This is a genomic window from Actinoplanes solisilvae, assembly GCF_003999975.1.
In the GTDB taxonomy this organism is placed as follows: domain Bacteria; phylum Actinomycetota; class Actinomycetes; order Mycobacteriales; family Micromonosporaceae; genus Actinoplanes; species Actinoplanes solisilvae.
This window is the reverse complement of sequence record NZ_RJAC01000026.1, coordinates 85,834-100,408: the sequence shown is the minus strand read 5'-3', so window position 1 is coordinate 100,408 and position 14,575 is coordinate 85,834. Positions and strand designations below refer to the sequence as shown.

Below are 14,575 nucleotides of genomic sequence, written 5' to 3'. Positions count from 1 at the left end.
CAACGCCCTACGCCTGGCCGGCCGCACTAACATCACCGAAGCCACCCGCTGGGCCAACCGCGAAATGACCAGGCCATTCACCATCCTCGGCCTCACGGGATGATGTTGAAACGGCCGTGGCCTGATGCTCGGGATGATGGCGTTTCCCGTAGCCGTGTCGGCGGCTCATCGACCCATCTGGTGGCAATGGCACAGCAAGCTCGAGCCACTGGTGCTCCGTCCCCGGGCTGTCGTCGTCGCCTACGTGCTGCTCGCCATTTTCTTGGCGGTCATGAACCATTCGATCGCCATGATCATCATGGATCTCAGCCTGTCGGCGACGGCGCCGATCACCGCGATCGTCGTCGGCTTCCTCATCACGCTCTCCGGCCCGGCTATGTTTCGCGCGGCGCCCGGGAACGCGGACTCGATCCGAGACGTCAGCCCCGAGGAGATCTACAGTTCGGCGTGCCGCCGCTTGATCGAGCGGGTGTTGTTGACGTCGACATGCGCGACAGTGGCGGTTGCTGCCCTTTTCCTCTCGAGTGTCTGGGAAACCTCGCCGCTGCTGGTCCCCGCCGTGGCCGTCGTGACGACCTTCAGCTGTTGCATCTTCGCCCTGAGTCTCGGTCAGTCCCTCGGACCGGTGATCGGGCTGGCGGTGGTCGAGTTGGCCCTGCTGCCGACGGGTCGCCGGGTGAGTTTCATGAAATTGCTCCGTCAGGCCGCCGACCGGCAGGTGCTGCGGCAGGCGGGCCGGGTTTTCCAGTTCCGGCACGCCGAGCTCCAAGATCTGCTCGCGAACCTGGATACCGACGGAGACTCCCTGGTCAGAGCCGCCCCGGCAGCGGACCGGTAGGCGACCGCACTGCACCCGTGACGCGTACCGGGCATGTGATGGCGCTTACGAAAGCCCGGCCAGCCGGTGTTTCGGGTGAACCTGGTGGCTCCGCGTGCGTTGGCCTGTCGTGGCGCATCATTCGGCGGTCGAACACACCCCATGGCGCCGCCCGGGTCGAGGGGAATCTTTGATGGCGGTCACCAGTGAATCAGGTCGTCGGTCCGATGTTGTCGTGGTCGGCGCCGGGCCGGCCGGGCTGGCCACCAGCAGGCACCTGTCGATGCTCGGCGTCGGCCATGTCGTGCTCGAACGCGACGAGGTGGGGGCGACCTGGCGCTCGGAACGCTGGGACAGTTTCCACCTGGTGACCCCGGCCTGGTCCGTACGTCTTCCCGGCCTCGACCTCTCCGCCCACGACCCGGACGAGTTCCTGTCGCGGACCGACATCATCCACATGCTTGACCGCTACGCGCGGCTGACCAAGGCGCCGGTGCGGACCCACGTCGAGGTCAGGGCAGTACGCCGCGACGGTGACAGCTTCGTGCTGATGACCTCCGAGGGGGAGTGGTCGGCCCGCGCGGTCGTCGTGGCCAGCGGCCCGTTGCGACTGCCCAGGGTTCCCGCGATCGCTTTGCCTACGGGAGTCGCCGGGGTGCACGCGATCGACTACCGCCGGCCGGACCAGTTGGCGCCCGGCGCCGTTCTGGTCGTCGGCAGCGGGCAGAGCGGCGTACAGATCGCCGACGAGCTGCGCCGTGCGGGCCGGACCGTCTTCCTCGCCACCAGCGCGGTCGGGCGGGTGCCGCGGCGCTACCGGGGCCGCGACGTCTTCGTCTGGCTGCGCGAACTCGGCCTTCTGGAGCAGTCCCGGGAGAAGACGCCCGAGGAGGTCCGCCGCGCTCCGCAGGTTGCGGTGAGCGGGTCGGGCGGGGGCCGCACCATGGCCCTGCAGCAGCTGGCCCGCGACGGAATCACCCTGCTCGGGAAGCTCGTAGGGGCCGACGGGGCCCGCTTCCGGCTGGCCGGCGACCTGGCTCACAACATGAAGGCCGCCGACGATTTCGCCGCCCGTTTCCGGGCCCAGATCGACCGGCACCTCGGGGCTGAGACGCCGGGAGACGTCGATCCGGTGGAGGCGCCCCTAGGGTACGAGCCCGCCTCGCCGACCGAGCTGGACGCCGCGACGGCCGGGATCGGCAGTGTGGTCTGGTGCACCGGCATGCGGCCGGACACCGGCTGGCTCCCCGCCGACGTGGTCGACCCGTCCGGAACGCCCGAGCAGCACGACGGCGCGCTGGCGCTGCCGGGGCTGTTCGTGGTCGGGCTGCCGTGGCAGACCCATCGCGGCTCGGGAATCCTCTACGGCATGGCCACGGACGCCGCCGACGTGGCTTCGCAGATCTCGAACTATCTGGGATGAAGCAGCCGATCAGCCCGCGGGGACCTCGTCGCTGCCCGGCACCCGCCTGACCTCGATCTTGGCGCCGCGAGCCACCGGGACCCGCTTGGCCCACTCGACCGCCTCCGTCTTCGTGGCGACATCGACCATGAAGAAGCCCCCGAACAGCTCCCTGGTCTCGCCGTAGGGCCCGTCGGTGACCACCGGGGTGTCGCCGCTGAAGTCGACCACCACACCCTGACCCGGGTCTTCGAGGCCCTCGGCCGCGAGCAGGACGCCCGCCTTGACCGCGTCCTCGATGAACTGGTGGGTGGTGGCCATCATCGCGTCGATGTCGGCCATCATGGCCGCGTTCGACTCGTCGGTGCCCCGCATGATCAACAGATATTTCGGCATCTGGCTCTCCTCGTCCCGGGGCCGCCGCTCGGCTCCCACATCCTCAGGTCGAACGACCGACCCGCGGATCGACACGCCCTGGGAAAGATTTTGCGCCCCGGGGACCAGGCCTGCCGGGAAATACCACCCTGTCGACGTCCCGACTGATTCGACCCCGCCCTCTCCGGCAAGGAGTAGGCAGGGGTTATTCAAAATGTCGCGGAGGTTCACATGTCCGTTGAACAGGTCGTCGCATCCCCGACCTACCTGGCCGATATCCGAAACTTCTTCCGCCCCGAGGACATCGAGCACATGGCCCTCAAAGGAATCGACCTGGCCACGTACGACGGGGTGAAAAGAAACGCCCTTTCCGTCTTCACCCACACCGCCCCACCGACGCCCGATATGCCACCCGACGCCGAAGGACAATGGAGTGCCGAGCGCTCCCAGACCTTCCGCAACTGGATCGTCAACGGCTTCCCGATGGGCGTCGCGGTCCCGCCCGTGGAAACGCCGGACACGCCTTCGACCCGCATCCGCAAGAACATCGAAACCCTGTCCGAGTCCGAGCTCGAAACACTCAAGACCGCCTTCGCCGGCCTGATGGCCCGCCCCGCGTCCGCGCCCGACAGCTACTTCGCGCTCGCCGGCATCCACGGCCTGAGTCAGCGCTGGTGCCTGCACCACGAGGACCGCTACAACCCGTGGCATCGCGTCTACCTGCAGGTCTTCGAGGACGCGCTGCGCTCGGTGCCCGGCTGCGCCGACGTCACCCTGCCCTACTGGGACATCCGTACGCCTCTGCCCGACCGCCTGCAGGAGCCGCCGTTCGACCAGTACGCCCTGCCCGAGGACCCCGGCGCCGCCGCCACTCCACAACCCGTCGCCGGCTATTTCCCGTACAAGACCGAACGCTTCTCACCCGCCGAGATCGCACTCAACGTGGAGGCCTTCGGCGTGCTCTCCGACATCGCGACGTCGATGAAACAGTCGATCTGGGGCGAGTACAACGTCGACGGCTACCAGGACTTCTCGATCCAGGCCCACGACGGCGGCCACGGCTCCATCGGCCCGACAATGGGCGACCAGAACGTTGCCTCCTTCGACCCTGTCTTCTGGTTCTTCCACTGCAACCTGGACCGTTTGTGGCTGAGCTGGCAGCACAAGGTCGGCGCGACCACTCTGACCGGCTTCAAGTCGACTCTGACCACCAGCGCCGAATGGCTGTCCGCGCCGTTCAACGCGCTCCCTCCGTTCGACGCCACCTCCGACGCGTCAATAGACCTGCCGATCGCGTACGACAAACTGGATACAGGCGACACGATGGAGAACACCGTCGGCAGCCTCCGGGCAGCCCGAACCTTCTCGATAAAGCGAAGCAGCCCGGTCTCGGTCCGCGTGAAGGGCATCAGCCGCCTGGACATCCCCGGCTCCTTCGCCGTGAACCTGCTCGCCGACGGCCGCCCGATTGCCAAGCGCTACTTCTTCCAGCCCAACCTGCCCCGAGACTGCGAAACCTGCAGAAAACACGGCATCATCAACATCGACTTCCGCCTGGACCAGGACTCGATCCTCGACCGCACGCTGACGGTCACGATCGACGTCCCCGGTCACGGAGACCAGGTAGGCACGGCCTTCCCCCTCGACCAGGCCGGCAGCCCCACGATCAACGCCCGCCTGCTCCTCGAGGACGAATGAGTTCGACCGCGGGCGTCGCGACGCTGAGGCGTTCTATCGTGATGGCGTGAGCACTCGCGACCTCCCCGCGCAGATCGGTGACCTCCCGCCGATCGGACGGCCGGCCAACGGCGCCCTGCTCGAGGCGGAACGGCAGGACGTCGCTCCCGCGCTGTCGCCTGTCGGATCCACAGTCACCTCGGCGGTCGCGCTCAAGGTGGGCGTGCTCTGCTGACGTACGGTGTCGGGATGAACCCGGACACCCCGGACGACCTTGCTCCGCGCAGTTGCCGCCAACAGGACTTGGCCGGCTTGATCGGCGTGCTTGCGGTCCTGGAAGGGGAGATTTCGGCGGGCGCTGTCTCGCCGCATCTACGTGATCGGATTGGGCGTCGGCTGGCGCGAGAGGCGCTTGTCCGGCCAGACCCCACCGAAAGGGAGTTGCGGCAGGCGATCAGCGACCTCAACCATCGCCTTCGGTATGCCCTCGGCGAGTATCAGGACTCGCCACCGCAGCTTCCCGTACCGGAGTAACAGCCGCCAAGGTCTACTGATCTGCCGCGGAGCCGACGTGGGGCTCCCTGTTCCTCGATGTAGCGGGCCAATGCGATCAGCGCAACAGGATCGGTGACCTTGGCCTGGCCGAGGCTTGGCGCATGCCGCCGAATGCCTGTGCCGACGTCTCTGTCTCTACTTCCGGGAGGCGCTCGACGATGCACGCCATTGGAGCGACGCCATCGTTCCCGTCCCGGCGGAGGCGAGGAGGCTGAGGATCAGCTGGAACAGTTTCGGGCTGTCGTTCCATCCGGCCGACACCGACGCGAAGGTGGCGATGCCTGTTGCGATACCCGCCCGGACGTGCCCGCTGCCGAACGAGAACTTGGACGTCTTCACCGGCGCGGCGGGGGACCAACTGGGGCGTGTTCGCGGGGAAGCGGGAGGCGGCCGACGCCCAGGAAGCGGACGAGTGCTAGTCGGGACGCGCTCCTGCGGGCCGGGGCGTGGCCGGGAGATAACATGGATCTTCCCGTCGTGGGCCGACAGGGGAGCGACCGACCAGAACGACCGCACCGCCATCGGCAGGCCGATGACCAGTCCGATCAGTGCCGTGATCCTCGGGTTGGCCAGCGAGGGAGCGTGGGTCAGCGCCCACACGATCGCCTCGCCGATCCGGCCACTCGCGCCGGTCTCACTGGAAATCGCGAACGGTTTCGGCCCGGTCAACAGGCCGGCTATCCCGACAACCCAGCCAACCCCGATCAGAAGCCCGAAGCCGATGGCGCTTACGACACCGGCGGCCGCGCGCGCCCTCCACGCTCGTAACGGAAGCCGTTTCTCGGCGGCCTCGAAGCCCAGCCAGAGCAGAATCATGGCGAACGGACTGGCGTAGACGTAGGCCTGCGATATGCCGTGGCGCGCTGAAAAGGCGTCCACGAAGCCGTAGATCCCGGTTCCGACGTAGTAGATGCCACCGAGAAACACGACGGCCGAGACGGCTATCGCGCCAACGGCGAGCAGGAGGCCGACCAGTCCCTTGCCGAATTTTGAAAGCATCCCAGCCGACCGAGGTCCAATGTGCAGTCAGGATCGAACAGCATACCCCGCGCAGGCCGCCCTGGTGAGACGATGATCTTGAGTCGGCGCTAACCTGCGCGGGTGCGAAACAAGATCATTTTCACCTGCCTTGCGACGACCTTGCTCACGGCCGCCTGCGGTGACGCAGCCGACCCGGCGGCGGCGCCCACCACGTCGGAGAAACCGGCCGCGATCACCCCGGCGAGTCCCGTGACTTCGCAGCCCGCGAAGGCTGAAGGCAGCACCGAGTTGAGGCAGGCCGTTCAGGCCTACAGCGACGCGTTCCTCACCGGTGACGCCACAACGGCCTACGGCCTGCTGTCCGAGCGGTGCCGCAAGCGGACGTCACTGTCGACGTTCACCGGAATCGTCAGCGCGGCGGAGCAGATGTACGGCAGCGCTCTGCCGTTCGAGTCGTACTCGGCCAAGGAGTCCGACGACCTAGCCCGCGTCACTTACACCTATTCCATCAAGGCGATCAACCAGGAGGCCGAGCCCTGGACCCGCGAGGCCGGCAACTGGCACCAGGACGATTGCTGACCAGCGCGCGCTCGGTGCGATTCCACTAAAACCGCATGGGCCCCGCCCCCGCACCCCCGCCCGAGCGCTAGGAGACCACCCAAGCTTTCGCCAGGCCTTTGTGAAACATCGATTGGGCGTCCGCGGCCCAATTACCGCGAGGGCGCGATGCGCCCGAACCGCAACCGGCACAGAATGTTCCCTTGACCACCACATAGGCCGGCCTGAGTGACGCGTCGACTGCCTTGACCACAGCGCGGCAGCCGGCCCACCTCCCGCCGGGGGATCACTCACCCCGAGTTGCACTCAGAGCCCCGGTGACCATTCCCCTGGCCGTCACTCGATGCCCGGCAAGGTCGGCCCCGGGATGCTCCACCACAGACATAGCTGCCTCTCAAAGTCAGTGGTGGAACATTCCGGGGCCGACCGTCCGAGCGCAAGAAAGCCACCGGGCGAAACACACCCGGTGGCCCTCAAGAAACCTCAGACCGTAGGTTCGATCCAGATGTTGCGGTACTGCACCTTGTTCCCGTGATCCTGCAACCGGATCGACCCGGTAGCCGGCCCCTCAGGAATGTTCCCACCAGTCCCGTTCGGGATCTCGATGTTGTCGTGGACCTTCTTGCCGTTCCACACGACCGTGATCCGCGCGTTCTCCGTCTTGGCTCCCGCGTCGTTGTACCGCGCCGCCCGGAACGTGATGTCGTACGTCTGCCACGTCTCCGGCGCCGTAGCCGCGTTCAGATCCGGCGCCTTCACCGTGTAGATCGCCCCCGCCTCGTTGTTGGCGAGGGTCGTGTCCCCGTACGAGTCGAGGATCTGCAGTTCGTAACGTTCCTGCTGGTAGACCCCGCTGTTGCCACGGTTCTGCCCGGTGACGTCGGCCGGGAGCAGCGGCACCTTGAATTCGACGTGCAGCTTGTAGTCCCCGAACGCTTCCTTGGTCCGCAGGTCCCCACAGCAGACCTCGGTTGCGTTCGGCGCCACCGCCGGCCAGGCCGGGCGACGCCCGTCGGTGTGCTGCCACTCGTCCAGACCGTGACCGTCGAACAGCGTCAACCGCGAGGACGGTTTGCGCACGCTGATGAAGTCGAGGTTCACGTGCCCGCTGTCGAGCGCGTCCACCCGGTACGTGATCGTGTTCGTGCCGCGCGAGAGGGCCAGCTTCGTCGTCACGGTCGCCCAGTCGTCCCACGTGACCGTGCTCGGCAGCGTCACCTGCTGGATCTTCCGGCCGTTCACGTGGACGCTGATCGTCTTGTTGCCGCTGAACGGGTTGGGCCCGTTGGAGTAGCGCAGTCCGACCGCGTAGTCGCCGCTCTTGTCCACGTCGACATGCATCGTGGTCGAGGCGTTCAGGTTGCCGAAGCCGGCGGCGAAGCCCACTCCGCTGAATCCCCGGTGGTCCGTGGCTAGCGCCGCGGTGCCTTCCCGGTAGCCCTCTTCGGCCTCGTAGAAGATCTTCTGCTCGTCGCGCCCCGGGATCTCGTTCAGCGTGTACCAGGCCTCGGTGCTCCACAGCGTCTCGCCGTCCTTGGCGGCGAACGGACGCGGCGACCGCAGGTGCACCACCCGGTCCGCCCGCAGCCCCGGGATCGTGAGCGTCACCGTCTTGCGGTCGTGCGACACCTTCGCGCCCGTGACCGTCAGCGCCTCTTCGTCGACCTTGGGCCCGCCGTACTGGGCCGTAGGCGCGTACCGCCACTGCTTCACCGCGTACGAGCTGGCGATCTTGGCGACCGTGGCGTCCGACAGCGGTTCGGTGTATTCGATCGCGAACCCGGTCGATGTCGCCTTGACCGTCTTCATGTCGAACACGCTCTTGCCGTTCGGCGTGAGCTTCTGCAGCCCGTACCGGAGCTTGCCGTCCTGTCCCCAGTTGCCGTCCGCGCCGAGCCCACCGACGTAGATCGCGCCGTCCGGCCCGAGCGACACCTCGTTGATGCCCGCTTCGAGGCCTTGCGTGTGGCGGAAGACCGCGCCCTGCTCGACCCCGTTGACCTCTTCGAGCGCCGCCCGCTGCAGTCCGCCGTAGGTGACGTCGCCGATCAGGAATTGCCCGCGGTAGGTGCCCGACTTGAGCAGTACCGGCGTGCTCGGCGAGTTGGCGATCTCGTTCTGTGGGAGCCACAGCACCGGCCGGGCCGGCTTGGCCGCGTCGAACTGGCCGTCCGGGTTGGTGTAGTGGTTGTAGAACGCGCCCTTCTCCATCTTGAGGAGCTTGGACGACGGCAGCCAGCCACCCTGGTTGTCGGTGACGTAGATGTCGTCGCCGTTGCCCCAGCCGATGCCGTTCGGGGTACGCAGACCGCCGGCCAGCATCTTCACCTTGCCGGTCTTGCGGTTCACCTCGATGTGCGTGCCGCGGCCGCCGACCGGCTGCGGGTCGGTCGTCGCCCCGCCCAGGTTGATCGAGACGGAGAGGTTGGCGTAGAAGTTGCCGTTGCGGTAGAGCAGCCCGAACGCGAACTCGTGGAAGTTGCCTCCGAAGGGCCACACCGCGACCGTACGGCGGGTGTCGAGCACCTGGTCGCCGTTGGTGTCGCGCAGCTCGGTCAGCTCGTGCTTCTGCGAGACGTAGACCAGCCCGTCGACGACCGCGATGCCCATCGGCTCCTTGAGCTTGTCGGCGATCTTGGTGTATTTGACGCTGGCCGGGCCGGTCTTGCCGGTCACGTTCTCGACCAGGTAGACCTCGCCGAGCACCTTGTCGGTGCCGCCCCAGGTGCTGATGACCATCTTGCCGTCCGGCCGCCAGGCGATGCCGGTCACCGCCGGCTCGAAGCCGTCCGGGCGCAGGTTCGTGAGGTCGTAGCCGGGGTTGACGATGGTCAGCGGCAGGCCGTCGCCGGGGGCGTCGGTGCCCTCGATGCACTCCTTGCGGCCCGGCGCGGTCACCCGCACGACGCCCGCGTCGGTGCTCAGCGCGCTGGTCGGCACGGTCGCGAAGTCGCCGCTGCCCGGGGTCTTCCAGGCCAGGGTGAGCCGCTGGCCGCCGGCGCGCTCGAAGTATTCGACGCGCAGCGCGTGCACGCCCGCGGTCAGTTCGGCCTCGCCGTCCTTGGCCGGGTCGGTGCCGTGCAGGCCGTCGTGGTCGATGACGAGCTTGTCGTCGATGTAGAGCTTCGACCCGTCGTCGCTGGTGAGCCGGAAGGTGTAGTTGCCGGCCGAGGCGGCGGTGAGGTTCGCCAGCGCGTGCGTGACGAAGTTGTCCTCCTGGCCGAACTGCTCGGCGGTCGACCAGTCGATGGTCGGCATCAGCTTGTCGACGTTGGGCGTCTGTCCGGGCTTGAGCTCACAGACCTTGTTGAGCGGCAGTCCGATGTCGTACGTCCGAAGGGTCACGCCCGGTTCCTGGGGCGGCAGGTCGGCAGCGGCCTGAGCCGTTGCCGGTATCGCAGCGAAAGTTCCTATAAGTACGGCGGCCAAGATCAGACGTTTCATCCACGCTCCCCGGTTACCAACCCGATGCAGAAGTGTGAACATCATCATCAGCTTTTGACGCGCCGTCCATATCTTTCGATAAATCAATCCTTACTTTTTTCTGTCGCGCGAAAAGTCCGCCATGCCAGGTCCGCCAGGCATGTCGGGTCGCCAGTGTGGACGGTGCGGTGGAAAGCGGACATCAGAGCCCGGTGGTCCTCACGCGACACTGCCCGATCGTGGCCCTCCGCGAGGCGCCGGCGGGCCCGTCGCACGAGCTGCCGGGCATAGACCTCGGAAACTCCCAGAAGATCCCCGATTTCCCGGTACGGCACCTCGAACGCCTCGCGCAGGGTGTAGGCCACACGCGAGCGCGGTTCGAGACGGGCCACCAGCAACCGCAATGCCGTACGCAGTTCGTCGGCTTCGGCGACACGGTCGGCGGGGTCGGGGGACGGCTGCATCGACGCGGTGAGCGCGGTCGTCGGGCGCTGCTGCGCGCGGTTGAGCGACAGATGCACGGTGGTGCGCGACAGGTACGCCGGAGGATCGTGCACCTCGGCGTGGTCGACCCGCTGCCAGCGCAGCCACGCGTCCTGCACGACGTCCTCGGCCTCGGACCCGGCGATGCGGGTGGCGATGCGCAGCAACCGCTCGCGTACGCCCAGGAAATCGGCCAGCGGGCTCACGAGAGCGCCTCGCGCAGCACCGCGATCGCCTGTGCCGTGGCGGCCCGCGCGGCGAAGGTGTCGCGCAGCGGGTTCAGGCTCAGGAAGTCGTGGCAGATGCCGTCGTAGCGCACCGTGGTGACGGCGACCCCGGCGGCGCGCAGCTTGGCCGCGTACGCCTCGCCCTCGTCTCTCAGGACGTCGGCCTCGGCCACGCAGACGAAGGCCGGGGGCAGCCCGCGCAGCTCGTCGAGGGTCGCCTGGTTGGGCGAGGCGGTGATCTCGGAGCGGGTCGCGGGGTCGGGCGCGTAGTTGTCCCAGAACCAGGCCATCGCCCGCGCGGTGAGCCACGGCCCGTCGGCGAACGCGTGGTACTCCTGCCGGGCGTCGGTGACCGGGTAGTACAGCGACTGGTGCACGAACCGGACATCGCCGCGGCGCAGGGCGAGGATGGCGACGGCCGCCGCGAGGTTGCCGCCCGCCGAGTCGCCCGCGACCGCCATCCGGGACGCGTCGAGGCCTTCGGCGGCACCGTGCGCGGTCACCCAGCGTGCGGTCGCATAGACCTGCTCGACCGCGACCGGATAGCGCGCCTCGGGCGAGCGCGCGTACTCGACGAAGAGAACCGCCGCGCCCGTGCCGGCCGCCAGCAGCCGGATCAGCCGGTCGTGGGTGCCCGCGTCGCCGAGCGTCCAGCCGCCGCCGTGCGCGTATACGACCGCGGGCAGGATGCCGTCGCTGCCGTGGGGCCGGACGATCCGTACGCGGACATCTCCTACCGAAGCGGGCACGGTCACCCAGTGGGAGTCGACCGGCGGCGCCTCGACCTCCCCGGCCTGCAGGCGGTCGAACGCGCGGCGGGCCTCGGCCGGCGAACCGGGCGGTGGGGTGCCCAGCGCCTCAGCGGCGGGTTCCAAGATCACGACAAGCCCCCTGACGACGGTGCAGAACTGCTGCCCGGATCGACGGTACGAGCCCTCGGTGCCGATCGAGTGCGGCCCGCGCTGTCGTAGGGTCGGCTGGATGGCGGACTTCGTGATCGGCCGGGACGACGAGTTCGCCCAGCTCCAGACCTTGATCGACCGCGCCGCGGCGGGGGAGGGCGGCGCGCTGCTGCTGCACGGACAGCCCGGCATCGGCAAGTCGGCGCTGCTCGGTCACGCCGCCGAGCGAGCCTCCGCGGCCGGTTTCCGGGTCCTCACCGGTTCCGGCACGCCGGGCGAATCCGCGTTCGGCTTCGCGCTGCTCGATCAGCTTCTGCGCCCCCACCCGCTGCCCAGGACCGAAAACCCCGGGGTGTACGCCGTGGCGCAGGCGACGCTCGAGCTGGTCACCTCGCTGGCCGACAGTCAACCGGTCGCCCTCGTCGTCGACGACCTGCACTGGGCCGACCCCGCCAGCGCGGTCGTGCTGTCCTTCGTCGGCCGGCGCGTCGGGGCCGACGCGGTGCTGCTGCTGGGCGCCCGCCGCGACGACTTGCCCGACAGCAGCGGACTGCCGGCCCGGACGGTGACACCGCTGGGCCCGTCCGAGTCCGAGCGTGTCGTACGGGCGTACGCCCCCGGTCTCTCGGCTGCCGTGAGAGGGCGCATCCTGCGGGACGCGGCCGGCAACCCCCTGGCCCTGACCGAGCTGGCCCAGGGCGCGCACGGCCCCGAGATCCTGACCGGGGAGCTGCCCCTCACCGAGCGTCTCGAGCAGACCTTCGCGGCCCGGCTGGCCACACTGCCCGAACCGGCCCGGATCGCGCTGCTCGCCGCGGCCGTCGGCGAGGGCGACGTCGACGAGGTGCTCGCCGCCGCGACCGAGGTGACCGGGCAGCCCGTCGAGGCGCCCGCGCTCGCGCCCGCCGTGATGGCCCGCGTGATCGAGCCGCTGGGGTCCGGCCGGGCCGTCCGGTTCCGCCATCCCCTCGTACGCGCCGTCGTCCGCCGCTCCGCCGCCGGCAGCGACCTGCGCGCCTGCCACCGCGCTCTCGCCGCGCTCACCGCCGACCGCCCCGACCGGCACGTCTGGCACCGGGCCGCCGCGGCCGACCGGCCCGACGAGAGCATCGCCGCCGCCCTGGAATCCTCGGCCCGTGAGGTGCGTGAACGCGGCGGCGGGGTCGGCGCGCACGGCATGTTCCTGCGCGCGGCCGAGCTGTCCACCGGACCCCGCCCGCGCGCCCGGCGGCTGATGGCGGCGCTGATCGCGGTCTCCGACGTGGGCGACGCGGCCGAGGCCGCCCGGCTCGTACGGCTCGTCGAACCCGAACATCTCGACCCGGCGTCGCGGCTGCTGCTGAGCCTGCTGCGGGAGAGCTACGTCGAGCTCGGGCTGGGCACGGCCGGGCGGCACGAACCGGTGACCGAGGTGGCCGCGGCGCTGCCGTCCGGGGCCGACGTCGACCAGCTGCTGGTCAGCGTCGGCGAGATCGCCACCCGCTTCTACTGGTCGGGCGACTTCGAGTCACCGGTGCGGCGGGCGCTGGCCGAGCTGCTCGACCGGCTCGACCTCTCCCCGTACGACCCCCGGCGGATGCACGCCGAGGTCATGCTCCGCCCGGTCGAGCGGGCCGCCTCGGTCCGCGAACGGCTGCGCGGGCTCGACACGACCGGGCTCGGTCCGATCGGGCTCTACCAGGTCGGGCTGGCCGCCCAGGTCTGCGGCGACCTCGTGCTCTCGCACCGGCTGCAGACCAGCGCGATCGCCGCCCTGCGCGGATCGTCGCAGCTCACCCTGCTGGTCAACGCCCTGTCGTCGCAGGCCGTCGCGGCGCTGCTGCTGGGCGACCCACGGCTGGCCGCCACCTGCGCCGAGGAGTTCGCCCGCCTGGCCACCGACATCGGGCAGCCCCTGTCCCGGCCGGTCGGGCAGATCTATCTCGCCGCGGCGGCCGGGCTGCGCGGTGACGAGGCGGGCTCGCGCGATCCGTTGGCCGAGGCCGAGAAGGTGCTGCTGCCGCTGGGCGCGACCGAGCTGCTGATCCTGGTGCGGCTGGCCCGCGGGCTCATCGCGCTCGGCGCCCACCGGCCCGACGAGGCGTACGAGGAACTCAGCGCGATCACGCATCCGAGCTTCTCGCTGTTCCTGGTGCAGCCGCTGGCCGAGGCGGCGATCGGGGCCGGCCGCCACGACGAGCTGGCCGCCCGGGTCGCCGAGCTGCGCCCCTCGCTGGAACGCACCGGGTCGCCGGCACTGGCGATCGGCCTCGCCTACGCGACCGCGGTGCTGACCGACGAATTCGACTTCAGTGACGGTCTGCCGCCGGTGGCCGAGGCACACCTGCGAATGGCGTACGGGCAGTCTCTGCGCCGTCGGAGGCGGGCGGTGGAGAGCCGGTCGCACCTGAGGGCCGCGCTCCGCACGTACGAGGCCTTCGGTCTGGGGCCGTGGGCGGCGCGAGCCCGGGAGCAGCTGCGCGCCGCCGGGGAAAGGGTCGAGACGCCGCGCTCGGACCTGATCGACCGGCTCACCCCGCAGGAGCTGCAGATCGCGACGCTGGCCGCGCAGGGGCTGACCAACCGCGACATCGCGCGGCGCCTCTACGTCTCGCACCGCACGATCGGCTCGCACCTCTACCACATCTACCCGAAGCTCGGCGTGACCTCGCGCGCCGAGCTGACCGCGGTGCTCGGCCCTACGTCGTAGCGCAGTCCTTCTCGGCCTGCGCGGCCGCCTTGTCGAAGCCCGGGTCCACCTTGCCGGTCCACGGGCTGGGCAGCTTCGACACCCGGGCCGCCTCGGCCGAGAACGCCTTGAGGTCGGTGGCCGCCTTGCCCGGCTGCCCCTCGTCGGCGAGTTTGGTCAGCGTCAGGGCGAGATCCCCGTACGCCTTCTTGGCCGTGGCGGGCGGAACCTTGCCGCTGCCGTCGATCGCGGCCGAGATCGCCGACGTGAAGTCGTTGAACGCCACATCCACCTTCGCGCAGATCTCGGCGGCGGTCGGCGGGACCGACGGCGACGGGGCCGTGCTGGTGGCGACGGCGCTCGGCTTCTCGACGGCCTGGTCAACCGTCCTGTCGTCACACGCGGTCAGACCGGCGATCAGCGGAACGAGAAGCAGTGTGGACAGCAGACGAGGTTTCACGGCCGCAGACGTTAGTGCGGCCGCGTCGACCCGCTTCAGCCGGGTCA

Annotated in this window: 13 protein-coding genes; 7 read left to right on the top strand and 6 right to left on the bottom strand. The window is 69.3% G+C overall.

The genetic code is table 11. The annotated features are described in order from the left end of the window. Nucleotides 1-124: 124 nt before the first annotated feature. Both EER30_RS39295 and EER30_RS39290 read left to right on the top strand, forming a co-directional pair. Nucleotides 125-838: a hypothetical protein gene (locus tag EER30_RS39295; protein ID WP_127506626.1), complete on the top strand. Its 714-nt coding sequence runs from the start codon at nucleotides 125-127 to the stop codon at nucleotides 836-838. Between the two features lie 172 nt (nucleotides 839-1,010). Then, nucleotides 1,011-2,240, top strand: a complete 1,230-nt coding sequence (locus tag EER30_RS39290) for an NAD(P)-binding domain-containing protein (protein WP_127506624.1) — start codon at nucleotides 1,011-1,013, stop codon at nucleotides 2,238-2,240. Nucleotides 2,241-2,249: 9 nt separating this feature from the next. Here EER30_RS39290 and EER30_RS39285 read toward each other — a convergent pair whose 3' ends face one another. Beyond that, complete coding sequence (locus tag EER30_RS39285) at nucleotides 2,250-2,615, bottom strand: YciI family protein (RefSeq protein WP_127506623.1); 366 nt, start codon at nucleotides 2,613-2,615, stop codon at nucleotides 2,250-2,252. Between the two features lie 210 nt (nucleotides 2,616-2,825). Here EER30_RS39285 and EER30_RS39280 point away from each other — a divergent pair, with 210 nt between their 5' ends. From EER30_RS39280 to EER30_RS39275, 3 genes are read left to right on the top strand one after another with little or no spacing between them, the layout of a single operon-like run. After that, nucleotides 2,826-4,292, top strand: a complete 1,467-nt coding sequence (locus EER30_RS39280) for a tyrosinase family protein (protein WP_127506621.1) — start codon at nucleotides 2,826-2,828, stop codon at nucleotides 4,290-4,292. Between the two features lie 46 nt (nucleotides 4,293-4,338). Further along, complete coding sequence (locus EER30_RS47590; RefSeq protein ID WP_164842642.1) at nucleotides 4,339-4,506, top strand: hypothetical protein; 168 nt, start codon at nucleotides 4,339-4,341, stop codon at nucleotides 4,504-4,506. A gap of 14 nt (nucleotides 4,507-4,520) precedes the next feature. Continuing rightward, nucleotides 4,521-4,805: a hypothetical protein gene (locus EER30_RS39275; RefSeq protein WP_127506619.1), complete on the top strand. Its 285-nt coding sequence runs from the start codon at nucleotides 4,521-4,523 to the stop codon at nucleotides 4,803-4,805. A gap of 156 nt (nucleotides 4,806-4,961) precedes the next feature. On the opposite strand, the gene EER30_RS39270 is transcribed toward EER30_RS39275, so the two are convergent. After that, nucleotides 4,962-5,825 carry a hypothetical protein gene (locus EER30_RS39270; protein ID WP_127506617.1) on the bottom strand — a complete coding sequence of 288 codons (864 nt, stop codon included), beginning with the start codon at nucleotides 5,823-5,825 and terminating at the stop codon, nucleotides 4,962-4,964. Nucleotides 5,826-5,927: 102 nt separating this feature from the next. Between EER30_RS39270 and EER30_RS48180 the strand changes: the two genes are divergently transcribed. Next, the gene (locus EER30_RS48180) at nucleotides 5,928-6,386 is read left to right on the top strand and encodes a nuclear transport factor 2 family protein (RefSeq protein ID WP_205650612.1); all 459 of its coding nucleotides are present in this window, start codon (nucleotides 5,928-5,930) and stop codon (nucleotides 6,384-6,386) included. A 462-nt stretch (nucleotides 6,387-6,848) separates the two neighbouring features. Here the strand turns inward: EER30_RS48180 and EER30_RS39260 are convergent, their stop codons facing one another. From EER30_RS39260 to EER30_RS39250, 3 genes are all read right to left on the bottom strand, one after another. Then, nucleotides 6,849-9,710 carry a 3-keto-alpha-glucoside-1,2-lyase-like domain-containing protein gene (locus tag EER30_RS39260; protein WP_240670586.1) on the bottom strand — a complete coding sequence of 954 codons (2,862 nt, stop codon included), beginning with the start codon at nucleotides 9,708-9,710 and terminating at the stop codon, nucleotides 6,849-6,851. Between the two features lie 182 nt (nucleotides 9,711-9,892). Continuing rightward, on the bottom strand, nucleotides 9,893-10,477 hold the full coding sequence (locus tag EER30_RS47585) for a sigma-70 family RNA polymerase sigma factor (protein ID WP_164842649.1): 585 nt from the start codon (nucleotides 10,475-10,477) through the stop codon (nucleotides 9,893-9,895). After that, complete coding sequence (locus EER30_RS39250; protein WP_240670585.1) at nucleotides 10,474-11,379, bottom strand: alpha/beta hydrolase; 906 nt, start codon at nucleotides 11,377-11,379, stop codon at nucleotides 10,474-10,476. Before EER30_RS39250 ends, EER30_RS47585 begins: the two co-directional genes overlap by 4 nt. Before the next feature lie 100 nt (nucleotides 11,380-11,479). On the opposite strand from EER30_RS39250, the gene EER30_RS49625 reads away from it, so the two are divergent. Then, nucleotides 11,480-14,089 (top strand): ATP-binding protein, encoded by a 2,610-nt coding sequence (locus EER30_RS49625; protein WP_205650611.1) that lies wholly within the window; start codon nucleotides 11,480-11,482, stop codon nucleotides 14,087-14,089. Here the strand turns inward: EER30_RS49625 and EER30_RS47580 are convergent. Continuing rightward, the gene (locus tag EER30_RS47580; protein WP_164842641.1) at nucleotides 14,079-14,528 is read right to left on the bottom strand and encodes a hypothetical protein; all 450 of its coding nucleotides are present in this window, start codon (nucleotides 14,526-14,528) and stop codon (nucleotides 14,079-14,081) included. The two genes, EER30_RS49625 and EER30_RS47580, sit on opposite strands and share 11 nt — an antisense overlap. Nucleotides 14,529-14,575 lie beyond the last annotated feature (47 nt).